The organism is Kocuria sp. CPCC 205297 (assembly GCF_040981035.1).
Classification (GTDB): domain Bacteria; phylum Actinomycetota; class Actinomycetes; order Actinomycetales; family Micrococcaceae; genus Kocuria; species Kocuria marina.
This window is the reverse complement of record NZ_JAVKPY010000003.1, coordinates 1-19593: the sequence shown is the minus strand read 5'-3', so window position 1 is coordinate 19593 and position 19593 is coordinate 1. Positions and strand designations below refer to the sequence as shown.

21 protein-coding genes are annotated in these 19593 nt (G+C 70.0%); 16 read left to right on the top strand and 5 right to left on the bottom strand.

The genetic code is table 11. From position 1 onward, the window contains the following. Positions 1–2 precede the first annotated feature (2 nt). The 16 genes from RF650_RS03095 to RF650_RS03020 all read left to right on the top strand — a co-directional run bounded on the left by RF650_RS03095 (position 3) and on the right by RF650_RS03020 (position 13910). Complete coding sequence (locus RF650_RS03095) at positions 3–497, top strand: NUDIX hydrolase (protein WP_131332723.1); 495 nt, start codon at positions 3–5, stop codon at positions 495–497. After that, complete coding sequence (locus tag RF650_RS03090; RefSeq protein ID WP_368814055.1) at positions 494–1480, top strand: hypothetical protein; 987 nt, start codon at positions 494–496, stop codon at positions 1478–1480. The genes RF650_RS03095 and RF650_RS03090 overlap by 4 nt, the downstream gene beginning before the upstream one ends. A 177-nt stretch (positions 1481–1657) precedes the next feature. Further along, positions 1658–2086, top strand: coding sequence for a 30S ribosomal protein S16 (gene rpsP, locus RF650_RS03085; RefSeq protein WP_064846130.1), 429 nt, complete (start codon positions 1658–1660; stop codon positions 2084–2086). Positions 2087–2088: 2 nt separating this feature from the next. Further along, positions 2089–2331 (top strand): RNA-binding protein, encoded by a 243-nt coding sequence (locus RF650_RS03080; RefSeq protein WP_035964545.1) that lies wholly within the window; start codon positions 2089–2091, stop codon positions 2329–2331. Positions 2332–2455: 124 nt separating this feature from the next. Then, positions 2456–3031 carry a ribosome maturation factor RimM gene (gene rimM, locus RF650_RS03075; protein ID WP_368814054.1) on the top strand — a complete coding sequence of 192 codons (576 nt, stop codon included), beginning with the start codon at positions 2456–2458 and terminating at the stop codon, positions 3029–3031. Positions 3032–3034: 3 nt separating this feature from the next. Then, complete coding sequence (gene trmD, locus RF650_RS03070; RefSeq protein WP_368814053.1) at positions 3035–3985, top strand: tRNA (guanosine(37)-N1)-methyltransferase TrmD; 951 nt, start codon at positions 3035–3037, stop codon at positions 3983–3985. A gap of 177 nt (positions 3986–4162) precedes the next feature. Then, positions 4163–4525 carry a 50S ribosomal protein L19 gene (gene rplS / locus RF650_RS03065; RefSeq protein WP_098056045.1) on the top strand — a complete coding sequence of 121 codons (363 nt, stop codon included), beginning with the start codon at positions 4163–4165 and terminating at the stop codon, positions 4523–4525. A 10-nt stretch (positions 4526–4535) separates the two neighbouring features. Continuing rightward, positions 4536–5225: a signal peptidase I gene (lepB, locus tag RF650_RS03060; RefSeq protein WP_312796666.1), complete on the top strand. Its 690-nt coding sequence runs from the start codon at positions 4536–4538 to the stop codon at positions 5223–5225. Between the two features lie 132 nt (positions 5226–5357). Beyond that, on the top strand, positions 5358–6173 hold the full coding sequence (gene lepB, locus RF650_RS03055) for a signal peptidase I (RefSeq protein WP_098056040.1): 816 nt from the start codon (positions 5358–5360) through the stop codon (positions 6171–6173). Then, entirely contained in the window at positions 6170–6871 is a 702-nt protein-coding gene (locus RF650_RS03050; RefSeq protein ID WP_368814052.1) for a ribonuclease HII, read from the top strand. The genes lepB (RF650_RS03055) and RF650_RS03050 overlap by 4 nt, the downstream gene beginning before the upstream one ends. Before the next feature lie 140 nt (positions 6872–7011). Next, positions 7012–7476 carry a YraN family protein gene (locus RF650_RS03045; RefSeq protein ID WP_098056035.1) on the top strand — a complete coding sequence of 155 codons (465 nt, stop codon included), beginning with the start codon at positions 7012–7014 and terminating at the stop codon, positions 7474–7476. Between the two features lie 155 nt (positions 7477–7631). Beyond that, entirely contained in the window at positions 7632–8963 is a 1332-nt protein-coding gene (locus RF650_RS03040; protein ID WP_368814051.1) for a hypothetical protein, read from the top strand. Between the two features lie 296 nt (positions 8964–9259). Then, on the top strand, positions 9260–10831 hold the full coding sequence (locus tag RF650_RS03035) for a YifB family Mg chelatase-like AAA ATPase (protein ID WP_368814155.1): 1572 nt from the start codon (positions 9260–9262) through the stop codon (positions 10829–10831). Continuing rightward, a complete protein-coding gene (dprA, locus tag RF650_RS03030) occupies positions 10828–12207 on the top strand; it encodes a DNA-processing protein DprA (RefSeq protein ID WP_368814050.1) in 1380 nt (459 codons plus the stop codon). The genes RF650_RS03035 and dprA overlap by 4 nt, the downstream gene beginning before the upstream one ends. Continuing rightward, a complete protein-coding gene (locus RF650_RS03025; RefSeq protein ID WP_312919349.1) occupies positions 12167–13189 on the top strand; it encodes a tyrosine-type recombinase/integrase in 1023 nt (340 codons plus the stop codon). The genes dprA and RF650_RS03025 overlap by 41 nt, the downstream gene beginning before the upstream one ends. A 217-nt stretch (positions 13190–13406) precedes the next feature. Beyond that, positions 13407–13910, top strand: a complete 504-nt coding sequence (locus RF650_RS03020) for a DUF3145 domain-containing protein (protein WP_085106278.1) — start codon at positions 13407–13409, stop codon at positions 13908–13910. Between the two features lie 232 nt (positions 13911–14142). Here RF650_RS03020 and RF650_RS03015 read toward each other — a convergent pair whose 3' ends face one another. From RF650_RS03015 to RF650_RS02995, 5 genes are all read right to left on the bottom strand, one after another. Next, positions 14143–15405 (bottom strand): beta-ketoacyl synthase, encoded by a 1263-nt coding sequence (locus RF650_RS03015; protein WP_368814049.1) that lies wholly within the window; start codon positions 15403–15405, stop codon positions 14143–14145. 123 nt (positions 15406–15528) lie between these two features. Next, positions 15529–15774 carry an acyl carrier protein gene (locus RF650_RS03010; protein WP_035964527.1) on the bottom strand — a complete coding sequence of 82 codons (246 nt, stop codon included), beginning with the start codon at positions 15772–15774 and terminating at the stop codon, positions 15529–15531. 148 nt (positions 15775–15922) lie between these two features. Next, positions 15923–16990 (bottom strand): beta-ketoacyl-ACP synthase III, encoded by a 1068-nt coding sequence (locus tag RF650_RS03005; protein ID WP_368814048.1) that lies wholly within the window; start codon positions 16988–16990, stop codon positions 15923–15925. A gap of 60 nt (positions 16991–17050) precedes the next feature. Next, positions 17051–17962 (bottom strand): ACP S-malonyltransferase, encoded by a 912-nt coding sequence (locus tag RF650_RS03000; protein WP_368814047.1) that lies wholly within the window; start codon positions 17960–17962, stop codon positions 17051–17053. Between the two features lie 91 nt (positions 17963–18053). Beyond that, positions 18054–19289 carry a CdaR family transcriptional regulator gene (locus RF650_RS02995; RefSeq protein WP_064846116.1) on the bottom strand — a complete coding sequence of 412 codons (1236 nt, stop codon included), beginning with the start codon at positions 19287–19289 and terminating at the stop codon, positions 18054–18056. Positions 19290–19593: the final 304 nt, after the last annotated feature.

Genomic DNA, 19593 nt, shown 5'->3' with positions numbered 1-19593 from the left:
TCATGGGTTCATACCTCCCCGACGACGAACTGCGCAGCTTCATCGCGTCGCTGCCCACCCGGCGGCTCGCGTCCGCCGCGATCATCCGGGACGAGAGCGGTCGCGTGCTCACGGTCGAACCCAATTACAAGGACGACTGGACCCTGCCCGGCGGCACCGTGGAGGCGGGGGAGGATCCCCGCACCGGGTGCTTCCGCGAAGTGGTGGAGGAGGTCGGCCTGCACCTCGAGGGCGGGCGGCTGCTCGCGGTGAGCCACGGCGTGGGCATGGGCATGTGGGGGGACTCCGTGTCCTTCCTCTACGACGGCGGGCAAATCCCCTCCGACACCCCCATCACGGTGCAGGAGGAGGAACTGCTCTCGTACCGGTGGGTGGCCCCCGAGGAGCTCGAGACCGTGCTGAGCTCCGGCCTGGCGCAGCACATCCGCGCGGCTCTGGAGGCCTTGCACTCCGGGACTGTGGTCGAACGCGTCATGGACGGCGGTCGGCGCGCATGAGTGCCGCGCCGCGCACCGCGCTGATCGTGCACGCGGACGCCCCGCAGTTGCCGTTCATCGCCACCGCTCTGGGGACCAGGTTCACGGCGCTCGCGCGCAACGGCTGGTCAGTCGTGCTGGTCCCGGACGAGTTGGACCCCGGGGCCCTCGCTGCGGCCGCGGACCCTGACGCGATGGCCGTCCTGATCTCCTCGGACGGGGAGAGCCGCAGCCTGCGGATCTACCCACCCGTGAACTCGTTGAACGCTCGTGAGTCGTGGAGTGCCCAGTTCGCGCGGATCGCGGACGATTCCACGCTGCGCTGGGACCCCGCGGAGTCCGCGACCGACCTCGCCCTCGAAGCGCTCGGGGGGCAGGCGAGCCCGGTGCCCACGGCCCAGCCCGCGCGTGACGCGCAGGACACGAACGGCGCTCTGGATTTCAGCGGTGCCCCCGATACAGCCAGCGCCGCGGGCGCGGACGACGCCGCGTCGTCGCCCGCCGCGGGCACCGCCGAGGCTCGCATGCTGACCACGGTGGAGTTCATCGCGTCCCTGACCGAGCTGGACGCCGCCGCCACGGCCCGGCTCGAGAACTACGCGCGCACGCCCAGCTCGGGGCTGCTACTGGAATCCGTCCTGCAGCTGCTCGGCCTACCCACCGTGGCCGCGAAGCTCGTGGAGTCCCAGCGCGAGCTGCGCGAGGTCGACGGTGTCTCGGACTTCGAGCCCCGGCCCTTGGGTCTGTCCATGCTGGCCGCCGCGAGCGTGGAGCCCAGCGGCGGGGACGTGCTGTCCCGGATCCAGCGGGCCTACGTGCGCAGGCCGGGACTGCTGCTCGCGATCGGGGGAGCGGAGATCGCCCTCGGCGCAGGGCTCGCGGGTCTCGCAGCCCGCGGGGGACGCCGTGCCGCCGTGCTCGGTTCGGCGTCGGCGGCGCTGTTCACGGACGCCGCCCTCCAAGCCGCCCTGTGGGCCTCGGTGCGCGCACGCAAGAACCGCTGACGCGTTCGCCCCGACCGCCCTCGGTTTGACACGTATGGCACAATAGTCGGGTACTCGACCCGTGCGGACCCTCTCACCGCGCGTGCTGTCGCGTCCACAGGAAATCCACTCACGGCCCGCCCCACGGGCAGGTGTGTGCGATGTCCGATTCCATTCGAAACAGGAGTAACCACACAAGTGGCAGTCAAGATTCGTCTCAAGCGTATGGGCAAGATGCGTGACCCTCGTTACCGCGTGGTCGTCGTGGATTCCCGCAAGAAGCGCGACGGTCGCGTGATCGAAGAGGTCGGTGTGTACCAGCCCACCGAGCACCCCTCGTACATCAACCTGGTGTCGGATCGCGTGCAGTACTGGCTCGGTGTGGGTGCGCAGCCCTCCGAGGCCGTGCTGTCCCTCATGAAGATCACCGGTGACTGGCAGAAGTTCAAGGGTGAGCCGGGCGCCGAGGGCACCCTCAAGCAGCCCGAGGCCAAGGCCGAGTTCGTGGCCCCGGACAACGGTTCCGTGATCATCCCCGAGGCCATCACCGCCAAGGCCGACAAGGCCGAGGAAGCTCCCGCCGAGGAGACCGCGGCCACGGAGGACGACGCCGAGAAGGCAGAGTGAGCATGCTCGCCGAAGCGCTCGAGCACCTGGTCCGTGGCATCGTGGACAGCCCCGACGACGTGTCGGTGCGCTCCCGCGACGGCCGGCGCGGTCAGACGCTCGAGGTGCGAGTGCACCCGGACGATCTGGGTCGCGTGATCGGGCGATCGGGACGCACGGCCAAGGCCCTGCGCACCGTGGTCTCGGCACTGGCTTCCGGCGAGAACGTTCGCGTGGACGTGGTCGACACCGACCGGCGTCGCTGACGCGAACACACGAGACACACGTATCACGGCCCCCGTTCCTCGCACCGAGGAGCGGGGGCCGTGGTCGTTGCCCGCGCGGAAGCGTGCGGGCCCCACACAGCACGAGTCGCCACGAGGAGATGCCATGAGCGTTCGGGTAGCCCGGATCGGTAAACCGCACGGGGTGCGGGGAGAAGTCACGGTGGAGTTGTTCACGGACGACCCGCGGGCGCGGTTCGCCCCGGGCTCCGTGCTCGAGGTGCAGCCCGCCCGTGAGCGGGGCAGGGGCGAGGGCAATGCACCGGCCGGGGCCGGCTCCCCGCAGCTCGAGCACGTGACCGTGAGCGGTTCCCGGTGGAACAAGAACGTGCTGGTGGCGCGTTTCGAGGAGATCGAGGACCGCACCGCGGCGGAGGCCGCTCGGGGTCTCGAACTGTTCGCGGAGGCCGCGGACCTCGAGCTCGACGACGACGAGTGGCACCAGGACGACCTGCTGGGTCTCACGGCGGTGGACATCACACGGGACGACGCCCGGATCGGGACGGTCAAGGCGCTGATCCAGGGTGTCGCCCAGGACCTGTTGGAGATCACCCCGGACGGCGGCGGGCGGCCCGTGCTCATCCCGTTCGTGGAAGAAATCGTCCCCGAGGTGGACCTGGACGCGGGCGTCGTGCTGGTGAGCCCACCCCCGGGCCTGCTCGAGCTCGCGGAAGCGGAGTGAACCGTGCGCATCGACGTGCTGAGCATCTTCCCCGAGTACCTGCAGCCCCTCAACCTGTCCCTGATCGGTAAGGCCGTCACGGACGGGGTCCTCCACCTCGCGGTCACCGATCCCCGCGACTTCACCACCGACCGGCACCGCACCGTGGACGACACCCCCTACGGCGGGGGTGCGGGCATGGTCATGAAGCCCGAGCCATGGACGCTCGCCCTCGAGTCGGTGGTGCGCGCAGGGGGCGACGCCGCGGCGTCGTCGTCCGCTCGGACCGCACCGGAGGCCCCGGAGACCGCGGTACCGGCTGTCGTGACGAACCCTGCGCAGACCACAGAGCCGGGTGCCGCAACCTCGTCCTTCACCGTCGGGAAACACTCCGCGGCACCCGTGCTCGTGGTCCCGTCCCCGGCGGGGGAGGTGTTCACGCAGCGGATCGCGTACGAACTGGCAGCGGAGGAACACCTGATCTTCGCGTGCGGGCGCTACGAGGGGATCGACGAGCGCTTCATCGACAACGCTCGGACCGAGGTGCGGGTGCGCCCCCTGAGTCTGGGCGACTACGTGCTCAACGGGGGAGAGGTCGCCGTGCTCGCCATGGTCGAGGCCGTGACGCGGTTGATCCCCGGCGTGATCGGCAATCCGGAATCACTGGCCGAGGAGTCCCACACGGGCGGGCTGCTCGAGTACCCCGTGTACACTAAACCCGCAGTATGGCGGGAGCGGGCCGTGCCCGAGATCCTGCTGTCCGGTCACCACGGGCGGATCGAACGGTGGCGGCGGGACCAGCAACTCTCGCGCACCGCGCAGCGCCGCCCGGACATGATCCTGGCCCTGGACCCCGCACAGCTGGACAGGGCGGACCTCGCGGTGCTCGCCAAGACCGGCTTCCACGTCACGGGTGGATCGTGGCGCCGTGACGGCGGGCACGCGGCCCCGGAAGGCACGCCGGATATGGCATAATAGAGCGCTGTGTGTGCGTCGGGCACGCCCCTGCCGCAGGGGGGAGAGCGACCAACGACGCACCACCCGGCACGGCCATCCCAAGTTCCGTCCCGGATCCTGGAGCGATGCCACCCCGCGCGGGGTGACACGCGGACCACACGTGGGAGACCTGCGGCGATCACGAGGAGTTATGTCATGAACATTCTTGACCAGCTTGATGCCAAGTCGCTGCGCAACGACGTCCCGGACTTCCGTGCCGGTGACACCCTCAACGTGCACGTGAACATCGTGGAAGGCAACCGCTCCCGTGTTCAGGTGTTCAAGGGCTTCGTCGTGGGCCGTCAGGGCTCCGGCGTGCGCGAGACCTTCACCGTGCGCAAGGTCAGCTTCGGTGTGGGCGTGGAGCGTACCTTCCCGGTGCACTCCCCGATCATCGAGAAGATCGAGCTCGTGAGCCGCGGCGACGTGCGCCGTGCCAAGTTGTACTACATGCGCGATCGTCACGGTAAGGCTGCTCGCATCCGCGAGAAGCGCGACACGAGCGCATCGAGCAAGTAAGACTCACCGGGTGCCACAGCACACGGAACACGCGGAGGGCCCGGCATCTGCCGGGTCCTCCGCCGTGAGACGGCCCGTTTCCACGCGCCGGTGGTGGTTGTGGGTCGTGGCCATCGCCCTGCTCACGGCCTTCGTCCTGGCCTCGGTCGTGCGCGGTTTCGTGGCGGACGTCTACTGGGTCGGTTCCGATTCCATGGAGCCCACGCTCCAGGGCGGGGACCGGGTGCTGGTGGACAAACTCGTCTCGGGGAACGACGTCGCGCGGGGCGAGCTGGTGGTCTTCGACGGCCGCGGTTCCCTGGACCCGCTGCACTCGACGGACCCGTGGCACCAGCAGGTCGCCCACACCCTGGGCCGCTGGCTGGGCGTCACCGGTTCAGACACCGCGTACGTCAAGCGGGTCATCGGGGTCGCAGGGGACACAGTGTCCTGCTGCACCGCGGACGGACTGGTCACCGTCAACGGCCGGCCACAACACGAGGACTACGTCTTCCCCGGGGACGAGCCGTCCCGGATCCCGTTCACGGTGCACGTGCCCGAAGGGCGGGTGTGGCTCATGGGTGACCACCGCACCGTGTCCGTGGACTCCCGATCGCTGCTGGGCTCGCCGGGCGGCGGCCTGATCCGCACCGAACGCATCGTGGGCACCGCCGAGCGTGTCGTGTGGCCCCCGGAGCGTGCCCGTACACTGCGGGAGTGACGGTCTCGGTGCTCCGCCCCGCCCCGCGCACCCCCGCGCGGGCGGCATCCCGGGCGCGAGCGACGTCGCCGAGCAAACTCCCGCGCGCGAACACGCAACCGTGTCCGTGGGACCCGAGAAGAGGAATGCGTAGTGGCTGAGCAGCATGGATCAGGTGTCGAGGGCGTTCGCGGACCGGGTGAGCCCGCACCCCAGCGCGACCCCGGCGGCGCGGCGGCACCCCGGGACGCGCGGGCGAGCGAATCCGGCGCACGGCGCCGCGGCCGCCGGGACGCCAAGGAGCCCACGACCGGGTGGGGCGCGGTCAAGGAGATCCTGATCGTGGTGGCCCTCGCGCTCCTCATCGCGTTCCTGGTCAAGACCTTCCTGATCCGCGGCTTCTTCATCCCCTCCGGGTCCATGGAACAGACCCTGGAACTCAACGACCGGATCTTCGTCAACGTGCTGGACGGCCGCACGGGCAACATCGACCGCGGCGACATCGTGGTCTTCGAGGACACCCAGGGTTGGCTGCCCGAGGCGCCCCGGACCGCGGCCAACCCCGTGCGCGGCGCGCTCGAGTTCGTGGGCCTGTTCCCCGACAGCAGCCAGCAGGCCCTGGTCAAGCGCGTGATCGGCGTGGGCGGGGACCACGTGACGTGCTGCGACGCGTCCGGGCGGGTCACGGTCAACGGCGAGGCGCTCGATGAGCCCTACTTGTACCCCGGGGCAGCGCCGTCCGACATCCCGTTCGACGTCACCGTGCCCGACGGCAAGCTGTTCGTGCTGGGTGACCACCGCAACGCCTCCGCCGATTCCCGCTACCACATCGCCACCGGCACCGGGTTCGTGAGCGAGGACGACGTCGTGGGCACCGCGTTCGTGATCGCGTGGCCGCTCGATCGCTTCCAGTTCCTGCACAACCCCGCCGAGGTGTTCCAGGACGTCCCCGCGGCCGGCGGGCAGTGAGCTCCGCGACGCCGCGCACCGTGCCCACGCTCGAACTGGAAACGGAACTCGCGCGCGCCGGGCACCGCTTCGTGGCCGGAATGGACGAGGTGGGCCGGGGAGCTCTCGCGGGTCCCGCGAGCGTGGGCCTCGCGGTCCTGGACCTCGAACGGATGGCCGGGGGAGCGCCGTCTGACCCGCCGCCGTGGCACGGCGTGCGTGACTCCAAGGCCCTGAGTCCAGCGCGGCGTGCGGCCCTCGCGGGCACGATCGCGGCATGGGCCGTGGGCACCGCGGTGGGGCACGCGCAACCGCGCGAGATCGACCAGTTCGGTGTCACCGCCGCGCTGCGCTTGGCCGGGCTCCGGGCACTGGCCACCGTGGCTGCCCACGGCACGCGCGTCGATGCCTTGATCCTGGACGGTTCCCACAACTGGCTGGACGCACCCCCGGTGCTGGGGCAGGACGCCAACGACGCCGCGTTGCCGCCGGTCGTGCGCACATTCGTCCGGGCCGATGCGCACTGTGTCAGCGTGGCGGCCGCGTCGATCCTGGCGAAAGTGGAGCGCGACGAACTCATGGTCTCGCTCGGCCGCGAGTTCCCCGCGTACGCGTGGGAGTCCAACAAGGGCTACGGCAGTGCTGTGCATCGCGCGGCGCTGCTCGAACACGGCACCACGCCGCAGCACCGGCTCAGCTGGAACCTGGGCGCGCGGTAGTCCGCTGCTCACCCACCTTCCTTCGCAGGTGAGGTGGGGGCCTGGTACTCGAGGGCCCATAGCGCGTCCTGGGCGGATCCGCCCTGCACAGGCGCGCCCCGGCCATGGCCAGGAGTGTCGTCGCGCATCACAGTGGGTCCATGACGACTTCCACATCTGCCCATGTGCCACGCAATTCCGGTCGTCCGGGCACCGCTCCGCCCGACACCGCCCCGCCCGACGCCCAGGTCGCGGCCCATGTGAGCGTGGGGAGGGCGGGGGAGGAACTGATCGCGGACCTGTTGCAGCGTTCGGGCTGGCGGATCCTGGACCGGAACTGGCGCCCCGCCGTTGGGCCCGGGGCACCCCGCGGTGAGCTGGACGTCGTCGCCGAGCGACAGGGAACCGTGACCGTGTTCGAGGTCAAGACGCGCTCGGGCGGGGACTTCGGACATCCCGCGGAGGCCGTGGGGTGGGAGAAGCTGCGGCGACTGCACGTCCTCGCGCGCGCCTGGGCCAGGGAACACAGGGCTGTCGCGATCCCCGGCGTGGACGTCGTGGCGGTCCACTGGCCCCGCGGCGGTACCCCGCGCGTGGAACACATGGGCTCCCTCGGCTGGTTGTGAGGCATCCGCGCGATCCGTGCCACGGGGCCCGTTCGCCGCCGACCTCCACCGGGGAGTCACACTCCGGGTCGTCACCGAGAGCATTATGAATTTCCCCTTCCCCGTGCCACGGTATTTTGTGGGATGAGTACAAAGGCTCGGCGATCGGGGGACGCATGAAGAGTCCGGCGTGGCTTCCTCACGTGTTGTCGGCCACGGCATTGGCCGCGGCCGCCTCGCTGATGCTCGTCTCGTGCGCGGACGAGGAGCCGCCCGCCGGATCTGACGCCTCCGCGTGTGCCACCTCAGCCGCGGGTGACCGGGGTCTGCATGCCGGGATCTTCCGGGCGAACCTCCCCAACGGGGCGTCCGTGCGCATCACGCTCCCCGCGCGGGAGATCCCCGATCCTGAACTCGACGAGCTGCGCAAGGATGCCCGCGTCAAACGCGCGACGTACGCCACCGTGGAGATCGACAACGAACGGGGAGATTCCCCCGTGTCGGTGAGCCGCATGATCCTCAAGGCCTCCGACGGCGGGTCCTACCAACTGGAGAACGTCTCACGGGCCCTGGACCGGTGGCGGCCCCGGACGTCCGGGGACCAGTACCGCGCCCATGACGGGTCGCCACTGACCGAGCACGAGGCCCGGCACCTCAAGAATCGCATCGAGGAGGCGGACCGGACCGCCGCGGGGGACATCGCCGTGGGCGAGCGCGGTACGAACATCCTCGTGGGGGACATCTCCCGTGTTCCGGAGAGCTTCGAGAGCCTCGAGCTGATCCCCTCCATCGGTAACCGGGAAGTCACCCCCGTGCGTGCCCAGCCCGAGGACACCGATGACACCCCGAGCGGCAACGGGCCCGCGGGCGGCGGACAATCGGGCAGCGGGAATGGATCGGACGGCGCCAGGGAGAGTGCGGGCCCCGATGCCCCCGCGGAATCGGCTGCTCCCGGTGTTCCCGCTCCGGACGTCCCCGAACCCTCGGCACCGCCCACCGCGGACACCCCTCAGGCGCCCGGGGATCCGGGTGCGCCCGCGGTTCCGGACCCCGGAGCGCCCGTTCTCCCGGATCCGGGAGGGATCCCGCCGGTGAATCCCGATCCGGGCGGTCCCGTGCCTCCGAGCCCGGCGCCCACGATCCCGATCCCGCCGGTACCCGCGCCCGACACCTCCGTCTCGCCCCACCCGGCGGTGACCGATCCCATCGTCTCGGTGCCCACGGTGCCCACGGTGCCAGCACCGGTGATCCCGGACCCCGTGGACCCGGATCCGGGGATTCCGGGCCCGGGATCCCTGGAGCCCGCAGCCCCGGCGGAGTCGCAGGACCTACAGCTCGGTCCCATGAACCTGGAACTGCGGGCCGGAGCCCCGATCACGGAGCTTCCCGACAGCGCCGTCTCCGTGGTGCCGGGGTGGGTTCCCACCGACGTGCTGCCCGTCGAGGACACGGACCCGGCAATTGCCGTCCCCGCGCCCCTGGAGGACCCCGCGCCCGCTGCTCTCTAGTGGTCCGTTCGTTGGGATTCGCCCCGGTACACGGTTCTGTTCAGGGGCGCCTCGCGAAGTAGTCTGCTGCGCCCGGCCGGGTCACGGGTCCGCCGTGCCGGCGCTGTTAGGGGCCTCCGCGGGTGATCGTGTTCCACCGGGTCTCTCGGGTCGTGCCTCGCCCGTCTGGCCAGTTCATGTCCGCATTCGGGCCGCGGCATCTGGGCTGCACACTGCTGGGCTGTGCTAGGGCCCGGCGGCCCGGGTGGGAACACTGGACCCATGATTCGAGATTCGGTGACGTGCAGCGCCAGCCCATGGTCCGGACGTGGCTCGTGAACGGGTTCGCGCGCAGCCGCAGTGTGGCGCTGGTCGGGTTGGCGGGGCACGTGGTGGAGGTTGAGGCGGACATCGGCCAGTCACTGCCGGCGTTCACGATCATCGGCCTGCCCGATCAAGCGGTGAACGAGTCCAAGGAGCGGATCCGTTCGGCCGCGCGCCATGCCGGGGCCGCCCTCGCACCGCGCAAGATCACGGTGAACCTCTCCCCGGCCACGCTCCCCAAGCGGGGGTCGCACTTCGACGTCGCGGTCGTGATGGCGGTGCTCAGCGCCCAGGGAGTGGTGCGGGTGCCGCCGGACACGGTGTTCTACGCCGAGCTCGGTCTGGACGGTTCCCTGCGTCCGGTGCGCGGTGTCCTGCCCGCCGTGTTGGCAGCGGTGCGGGCGGGGTATCCCCGAGTGGTCGTCGCCGAAGCCAATCGGGTGGAGGCCGAGCTGGTGGCCGGCGCGGACGTGAGTTCCGCCGCCCACCTGTCGCAGCTGCTCGTCGCCCACGGAGCGGATCCTACGTTGCTGGCCCGTGCGACGTCGTCACGGGCCGAGAGCGCGCCGGACGGCGGGAACCCGCAGGAGCCGGACGGAACAGCCGTGCCAGACCTGCGGGACGTGGTGGGGCAGGTCGAAGGGCGTCAAGCGCTCGAGATCGCCGCCGCCGGTGGACATCATCTCCTGATGGTGGGTCCACCGGGGGCGGGCAAGACGATGCTCGCGGAACGGTTGCCGGGGATCCTGCCGGACCTCGCGGACGATGACTCCCTGGAGGTCACGTCCGTGCATTCGCTGCGAGGCGACGACGTGTGTTCGTCCCTCATACGGCGGCCCCCGTTCCAGGCCCCACACCACAGCATCACCATGCCCGCGCTGTGTGGCGGGGGCAGCGGGATGCCACGGCCCGGGGCCATTTCCCTGGCGCATCGGGGCGTATTGTTCCTGGACGAGGCCCCTGAGTTCGACCGCCGGGTGCTGGACGCCCTGCGGCAACCGCTCGAATCGGGAACGGTCACGATCGCCCGGGCACAATCCGTGGCCCACTATCCCGCGCATTTCCAATTGGTCCTGGCGGCGAATCCGTGTGCGTGTGGCAACGCGGGCGGCACGGACCAGGCATGCACATGCACGGCGGTGCAGCGCCGCAGGTATTTCGGCAAACTGTCCGGGCCCCTGCTCGACCGTGTGGATCTGCAATTGCGGGTCCCCGCCGTGACCTACCACGAGCTCAGCGGGGGCCACGGCCGGACCCCCGAGGACAGCGCAGCCGTCGCGGAGCGGGTTGCGACCGCCCGGGCCGCCCAGGAGGAGCGGCTGCGCCGCTGGGGGTGCCGACTGAACAGCGCGGTTCCGGGTTCACTGTTGCATCGCACCCTGTCACCGGGCACTCGATCCGTGCTACCGCTCAAGGCCGCCATGGACAACAAGACCCTGACGGCCCGTGGATTCGTGAAGGTGTTGCGTGTTGCCTGGACCCTGGCGGATCTGGCCGGGGCCACGGTTCCCAGCCCCGAGCACGTGCAGCTGGCCCTCTACTTCAAGACGACGGTGACGACATGACGGAACACCACCCCGCCGGGTCTGAAAGCTACGGCAGCTCGACAGAGCACCACCCCGCCGGGTCGGACCGCCGCGGCAACATGACGGATCCAGGGGCAACCGCGGGGGACACCGCCGCGGTCGGCACCCCTGGCGATCCATACCACGCCGTCCGGGCGTGCCGCGTGCGCTTATCGCGCATCCTCGAACCCGGCGACACCGCGGGCTTGATCCTGCTGACAGCCCTAGGCCCTGAACTGTTGTGGCGCAGCATCGTGGAATTGCAGGCCCCCAGTCCCGCTCTGTGTTCCGTTTATCGCAAGGCCACCGAGGAGCTGGCCCCGGACTCGTCGGTCCCGAATCTCCTCAAACGGTTCGCGGCCTGGCGCTCGCGGCTGCCCGTCCCGGAGCCCCGCGTGGATGCCCGGCACGCCGAACAGATCGGTGCGTGGACACTCATCCCGGAGGATCCGGAGTGGCCCGCGCAGCTCGACGACCTGGGCCTGCAGCGCCCGGTGGTCCTGTGGGGCCGGGGTCATCGTGATGCGCTGTCCCGGCTGGATCGCAGCGTGGCCGTGGTGGGCGCGCGCAACGCGAGCGGTTACGGGGCCGCGGTGACCCGTCAGATGGCCCATGAACTGGCCGCTGCCCATTGGTGTGTGGTCTCGGGCGGCGCGTACGGGATCGACGCCGTGGCGCACACGGCCGCCCTTGAGGCAGGCACCGAGGACGGGGCCACGATCGCCGTTCTGGCGTGCGGTGTGGATCGGTTCTACCCGGCGGGCAACGCGGACCTGCTGCATCACATCACGCAGCGTTCAGTGGTGCTGAGTGAGGTCCCCCTGGGCTGTGCTCCCGCGCGCTACCGGTTCCTGCAGCGCAACCGCATCATCGCGGCCCTCACGCGAGCCACGGTGGTCACGGAGGCGGCGTGGCGTTCCGGATCGCTCAACACCGCACGCCACGCAGCGGGGCTCTCGCGGGAGGTCGCCGCGGTCCCGGGGGACGTGCTCGTGGGAGGATCGGCGGGCTGCCATCGCCTCATCCGCGACGATCACGCGGTGCTCGTGAGCAATGCCGCCGAGCTCCTGGAACTCGTGGAGCCCCTGGGCAATGCGGTGGCCCAGGATGCACACCGGGCGGCGAGTACCCGTGACGAGCGCCCCGAGGACGGCCTGGATCCCACGTTGTTGCGCTTGTTCGACGCGCTGCCCCTGCGCACCGACGCGGACCCGTCCCACCTGTGCGCGGTGTCCGGGTTGAGCCCGGGGGAGGTGCTCACGGGTCTCGTAAGGCTCCGTGACGCCGGACTGGCCGCGGACTCGCTGCTCGGATGGCGGCGGGTAAGCTCGCCGCATGGGCGCAGTAAAAGACCGGACGGTCGAACGGGAACCTGAGCACGCGGCGTCGTCGGGCGCGCAGGGGACACCGGCAGCAGGGGCGAAGGATACCCCGCCCGGGCCGCTCGAGGCCTACCTCCCGCAGTTCCGGGCGTACCTGAGCCTTGAGCGGTCCCGCAGCGACCACACCGTGCGCTCCTACGTCAACGACGTCTCGGACCTGTCGCACTGGATGCGGGACCACGGGATCGACGCCATGGACCTGCTGGACCGGGACACCCTGCGCGGCTGGCTCGCCCAGCGCCACCACCGAGGACTCGCCCGCAGTTCCCTGTCCCGGGGGATCGCGGCCGTGCACACGTTCTTCCGCTGGGCCGTGGACACCCAGGGGCTGCGTCACGACCCGGCCGCGGGATTGCGCGGGCCGCGCCCCGCCAAGCACCTCCCGGACGTCGTGGGCGCCACGGCACTCAACGACATGCTCGACGACCTCGGGGACGTCGCCCTCGGTGAGCACGACGACGCTCACGCGGCAGCGCTCGCGGCGCGCGACTGGGCACTGCTCGAACTGCTCTACGCCACGGGCGCTCGGATCAGCGAGCTCGTGTCCCTCGACGGGTTCCACGTGGACGCCGTGAACCACGTCCTCACGGTCACGGGCAAGGGCAACAAACAACGCCGGGTCCCGTACGGGGAGAGCGCGGGGGAGGCGCTGGCCCTGTGGGGACATCGGCGCGCGGAGCTCGCGGCACCCGACGCGGGTGACGCCGTCTTCGTCGGGGCCCGCGGTGCCCGGATCGACGCCCGGGTGGCCCGCAGGGTCGTGGCCCGTGCGTTGGAGACCATTCCGAACACCACCGCCCGTGGGCCGCACAGCCTGCGGCACAGCGCTGCGACCCACTTGCTGGATGGGGGAGCGGACCTGCGCACCGTGCAGGAAGTGCTGGGGCACGCGAGCGTGGCCACCACCCAGATCTACACCCATGTGTCCGTGGAGCGGCTCAAACGTGCCTACTCCCAAGCGCATCCGCGAGCTTGACATTTCAGCGCGAGCAGTGATTCGGGTTGACCGGTGAGTAGCCCTGCTGGACAATGAAACGGAATGAGCCACCCCCGCGGCCTCGAATCCGCGAGGGTGTGTACATCAGGTCGCCGAACACCGACCAGACAACTTCATACGGGCGCCGAAACACATAGGCCGGGGCCTCCGAGCAGGACGTTGGGGAAGACGTACCTACACAACGGAGGAACAGGCTATGTCTTCACCTACCACGCGGGGTGTGCTGTACGTGCACTCCGCGCCGCAGGCGCTGTGCCCCCACATCCAGTGGGCTCTGGAATCCGTCTCGCGACAGCGCACGGATCTACAGTGGACACCGCAGAACGCCGAGCCCGGTTGCGTGCGCACCGAACTCGAGTGGTCCGGCCGCGCAGGCACGGGGGCGCTGCTCGCCTCCGCGCTCCGGACCCTGGGTCGGGTGAGGTTCGAGGTGACCGAGAACGCGAGCCGCGGTAATGACGGCTCCCGGTGGTCCTTCACGCCGGATCTGGGGATTTTCCACGCGACCACGGACGTCGCCGGGAACATCTGCGTGAGCGAGGACCGGATCCGGTTCGCGTTCGAGGCCTCCGGTGGGGACCCCTCCGCCGTGGTCGCGGAGCTCTCCCTGGCGCTGGGGGAGGCTTGGGACGAGGAGCTGGAACCGTTCCGTCACGCCGCCGAGGGCGCACCCGTGCGGTGGCTGCATCGCGTCGGATGACCCCCGCCAGATAGCCGCCCGCCGGATGACGCGGCTCGCCCCGGAAAGGCGTTACCGATGCGGCGTGACGTGGTGGGTGATCTACCCGGGGAGCCCCGTTGGGTGCCACCCGTACCTACAAGTTTCCGACCTCAGAACTCTCGCTCCGAATCCGTTGCGGAGCACGAACGAACCCCGGTGTCCCACCTCCACAGGGTGGGCCACCGGGGTTCGTCGCTGGGGTGGGCGCCCGCTACAGGGAGCGGAACGCCGCCACCGAGTTATGCCCGCCGAAACCGAACGAGTTTGAGATCGCGACCATGTCCTCACCGGGGAGATTCCGGGCGGTGGTCACCACGTCCAGATCGATCCGGGGGTCCTGGTTCTCCAGGTTGATGGTGCACGGGGCCTTGCGCTCGGATAGGGCCAGGACGGTGAGCACACCCTCCACGGCTCCGGAACCACCGAGCAGGTGACCCATCATGGACTTGGTCGCGGACACGGCCATGTCGTCCACGGCGGACCCGAATGCGCAGCGCAGTGCGCCGGCCTCGGGGATGTCGCCCACGGGGGTAGAGGTCGCGTGTGCGTTGACGTGCTTGATGTCCGAGGGGGCGATGTCCCCGGACTCCATGGCCTCACGCAGCGCGCGGGCGGGTCCGCCCTCATCCCCGGTGGCGGGAGCGGTGATGTGGTGGGCGTCGGCACTGAGACCCGCACCCGCCAGTTCGGCGTAGATCCGCGCACCGCGGGCCTTCGCGTGCTCCTCGGACTCGAGCACCACGGCACCGGCACCCTCACCCATGACGAACCCGTCGCGGTCCACGTCGAACGGGCGGGAGGCGCGCTGCGGATCGTCGTTGCGCCGGGACAGGGCCTGCATGGAGTTGAACGCGGCAATGGTCATGGGGTGGATCGCACTCTCGGCGCCGCCCACGATCACCACGTCCGCCTTGCCCGAGCGGATCAGATTCAGACCCTGGAAGAACGCCTCGGTGCCGGATGCACACGCGGAGACCGGGGTGATCGCGCACGCGCGGGCCTTGAACTCCATGCTCACCGAGGACGCATTGCCGTTGGGCATGAGCATGGGCACGGTCATGGGCTTGACGCGGCGGGGCCCCTTGGCGAGCAGGGTGTCCCACGCATCCAGGAGGGTCCACACACCGCCGATACCGGTACCGAACGCCACGCCCACGCGGGTGGGGTCCAACTCGTCGCTCGAGTCGGCGTCGGCGCCGGAGAAACCGGCGTCCGTCCACGCCTCACGAGCCGCTGCCACGGACAGCTGACCGGAGGGGTCCAGACGCTTGGCCTGCACCCGGGACACGGCATCCTCAGACGGCTTGGGGGAGGTGGCGCCGATGCGCACAGGGAGATCGTACTTCTCCACCCACTCCTGTTCCAGAGCGTGGACACCGGAGACACCCTTGAGGGCGTTCTGCCAGGTCTCCTGGACGTTCTCACCGATGGGAGTGATGGCACCCAGGCCGGTGACGACTACTTTGCGGGACATGTTGTGCACTTCCTCGTGTCCGGGGTCGCAGATGTTCCAGGGCTTGCTCGGTCGGCCGCCTGGTGTGACGTGAGGTGACGTGCCCCGCTCACGCTGGAGGGCACGCCACCTGACACCCGGGGATCAGTCCTGGGCGTTGTCGATGAAGTTGACGGCGTCCTCGACGGTCTTCAGGTTCTTGACCTCTTCGTCCGGGATGGTGACGTCGAACTTCTCCTCGGCGTTGACCACGATGGTCATCATGGAGATGGAGTCGATGTCCAGATCCTCGGTGAAGGACTTGTCGAGCTGCACGGCGTCGGTCTCGAGGCCGGTCTCTTCGTTCACGATTTCTGCCAGGCCGGCCAGGATTTCGTCTTTGCTCGCCATATCGGCTTCCTTTCCTTATAGTCGCGGTGCGCGACCTTACTGGGTGAGCACGGGGTTCGGGAGAACTACCGTGCGGACCGCCCGAGTGCTCGAACGGCCCGTGGACAAGAGGTGTGCGGTCTAACCCTACGGCACGCCACGGGTGGGATCAGGGCAGCAGCACCACTTGGGCGCCGTACACGAGACCCGCCCCGAAACCGATCTGCAGGGAGGGCTTCCCGGACAGTTCCGGGTGCTCCGCGAGCAAGCGGTGGGTGGCCAGCGGGATGGACGCGGCGGAGGTGTTACCAGCCTCTGCGATGTCCCGGGCGATGATCACGGAGTCGGGCAGCTTGAGCACCTTGGCCATCTGATCGATGATGCGCATGTTCGCCTGATGGGGCACGAATGCCGCGAGGTCCTCGGGCTCGAGCCCGGAGGCCTCGAGGGCTTTCTTGGCCACGCGGGCTCCCTCCCACGAGGCCCACCGGAAGACCGTGGGTCCGTCCTGGCGCAGGGTGGGCCACATGGTGGCGTCCGGGCGCATCTCACCGGTCTCTGGGTCCGCGAGGTCCTTGGCGAAGGTCCGCTCGCCACCCTTCTCGACCGTGCGGATGTCGGTGAGCGGGTGGGTCATACGGATCGCGTCCCATTTGGATCCGTCCGAACCCCACACGGACGGGCCGATTCCCGGGACGTCGGACGGGCCGATGACCACGGCGCCGGCGCCGTCGCCGAGCAGGAAGGAGATGGAACGCTCGGTGTTGTCGATGACGTCGGAGAGCTTTTCCACGCCGATCACCAGCACGTTGGTGGAATCCCCGGAGCGCACGAGCGCGTCCGCCTGGGCGATGCCGTAGCAGTAGCCCGCGCACGCCGCGGAGATGTCGTAGGCCGCCGCAGGTGTGGCCCCCAGGCGGTCCGCGAGCTGGGCGGCGAGGGACGGGGTGAGGTACGGGAAGGATACGGTGGACACGATGATGGTGTCCAGCTGCTCACCCGTGAGACCGGCGCTCTCGAGTGCCTCGCGGGCCGAGTGCTCGGCCATCTCCAGGACGGTGACGTCCGCCGGGGCACGGTGGCGGGTGTGGATGCCCGTGCGCTTGACGATCCACTCGTCGGAGGATTCGATCCACTGACAGACGTCGTCATTGGTCACGATCTCGGACGGGCGGTAGGCGCCGATACCCAGGATGCGTGTGTGGGCGTTGGGGGTGTTCTGTTTGATGGTCGCCACGGGAGGCCGACTCCTTACCTGGTGCAGTTCACGAGTTGTCCGGGTGCGTGCGCACACTTGTCAGCTCAGAATACTCCGCACCGTCTCCAGGTCCTCCGGTGTGTTGACCGCGGTTGCGGGCACGCCCTTGAGCCCGCGCTTGGCCAGACCCACGAGGGTCCCGGCCGGCGGCAGTTCCACGATGTGCTCGACCTGCAGTTCGGCCAGGGTCTCCATGCACGCGTCCCACCGCACCGGGCGGCAGACCTGCTCCACGAGCGAGTCCACGGCCGCTGCACCGCCGTCGACCCGGGCACCGTCGAAGTTGCTCAGCAGGGGGTGCTCCGGATCGTTCGGGGACAGCTGCGGCACGAGCTCACGCAGCGGCTCCAGCGCGGGCGCCATGTGCTCGGTGTGGAACGCGCCGGCGACCTTGAGCTTGATGACCTTTGCCCGCGCCGGAGGGTTCTCCGCGAGGGCGTCGAGCTGCTCGATCGTCCCGGCGGCGACCACCTGGCCACCGCCGTTCGCGTTCGCGGCGGTGGCGCCGACGGTGGCGATGGCCTGAGCGACGTCGTCTGGCTTACCGCCCAGCACCGCGGCCATCCCCGTGGGGGAGACGGCGGCTGCGCGGGCCATTTCCGTGGCGCGCACGCGCACGAACCGCATGGCGTCCGCCTCGCTCAGCACGCCGGACAGCGCGGCGGCGGTGATCTCACCGACGGAGTGCCCCGCGAAGACGACGTCGGACCGGTCCTCCAAGCTCGGCGCGAACAGTCGCCCGGCCACGAGACCCGCGGCCACGATGAGGGGCTGGGCCACCGCGGTGTCCTTGATTGTCTCCTCGTCCGCCTGGGTGCCGTAGTGCGTGAGATCCAGCCCGGCGGCGTCGGACAGCTCGCTCAGGTGGTCGGACACTCCGGGAACGGACAACCACTCAGAGAGGAAACCTGGCTTCTGGGACCCCTGACCGGGGCAGACAACTGCAATCACCCGTTCATTCCACCAAGAGTGGACCGCGCCACGGACTGGTCGGTGTCACCAACCTGGGGGACGAGCTTTGTGGGAGGTCTACAAGACCATGTCATGGCTGACTGTTCAGCCGGCCCGCGAGCACGGCGCAGTGCAGCACGAACGCGTCCCGCGGCAGCAGGGGGTCCCACCCGGTGATGTCGCTGACGCGGCGCAACCGGTAGCGCACGGTGTTGGCGTGGACGAACAGCTCGCGCGCGGTGGCCTCGAGCGAGTGCCCCACGCACAGGTAGGTGGTGAGGGTGTCCACGAGTCCGGTGGAGGACGCCGAGAGCGGTTCCCACACGGCCTCCACCATGGAGCGCAGCGCGAGCGGGTCCCCGCTGATGGCGCGTTCGGGCCACAGGTCCTCGGAGTAGACGGGATGCGGTGCCTGGGGCCAGGCCGCGGCGGCGCGCAATCCGGCCTGGGCGCGATCCGCCGATTCCTTGACCTCGAACACGGAGGACACCGCGGGCCCGTGGACCACCGGCCCCTCACCGAACACCGCCGCGAGCTTGGTCAGGGAACGCATGCGGTCTCGGAGCCCGCCGAGCACGAGTACGAGCCGGTCGGTCTGGATGGCCACGAGGCATTCCGTGGCATGGCGGCCGGCCGCGCGCCGGATGCGTTCCACACCGGCGGGTCCGGTGGTGGCGGGCGCGGGGCCCACCATGACCGTGACGTCCCCCTGGTCGGTCCAGCCGAGCGCGGAGACCCTGGAGCGCATGGAGTCGGAGTGGTCGCCGCGCAGGATCCCGTCCACCACGAGCGATTCCAGCCTCGCATCCCACGAGCCTCGGTTCTCGGCGGCCTTGGCATAGACGTCCGCGGCGGCGAAGGCGACCTCGCGCGAGAAGCGCAGCACGGCCTCGCGCAGCGCCACCTCGTCGTTGTGCTGGGCGAGCTCGGGGACCTTCTCCTCGACCACGTCCACGACGATGCGCAGCACCTGCAGTGCGTTCTGCAGCGTGATGGAGCGGGTCAGTTCCGTGGGGGCCTGCTTGAAGATCTCCGTCAGCACCCACACGGGTTCCTGCGGGTTCTCGTACCACCGCACGAAGGACGCGATACCGCGCTGGGCGAGCAGCCCGAGTTCCGAGCGTTCGTCCGCGCGCAGCTGGGAGAACCACGGCAGGGACGTGCTTAACCGCTGCACTGCCACGGTCGAGACCTGCCCTAGATTGGCCGTGAGGTTGTCCAGCGTCTTGGGGTGCGGTGTGCCCTGTTGCCGACTGCGGAGCGGCCAGGTCACCCGGCGCGTGGAGCGTGCTTTGCGGGCGGCGGAGCCGGAGGTGTCGGAGGGCATGAGTCGAGGGTAGTCCATGCCGTTCGCCCGTCCGGGGGGATGTCCCCGGACGACGACGCCGCACGCCGGGGCGGGTGCCCCGCGTCGAGTTGCAGGCGGGGTGCGCGCGTCCGCGAATACGGGTCAGGGCGAGCCCGCCGCGGGTTCGGTCTTCGAGGTTTAACGCGTTTGCATGGTACGACGGCGCCCCCGTACCGTCGCGTTCGTGTGTGGGGTGGGTGGTGTGGGGGCGCCGTGGTGGTGGGTTGGTGGGTTAGGCGTCGCCTCCGGTGTTACCGCTGGTGCCGGCGGCGGGGTTGGTGAG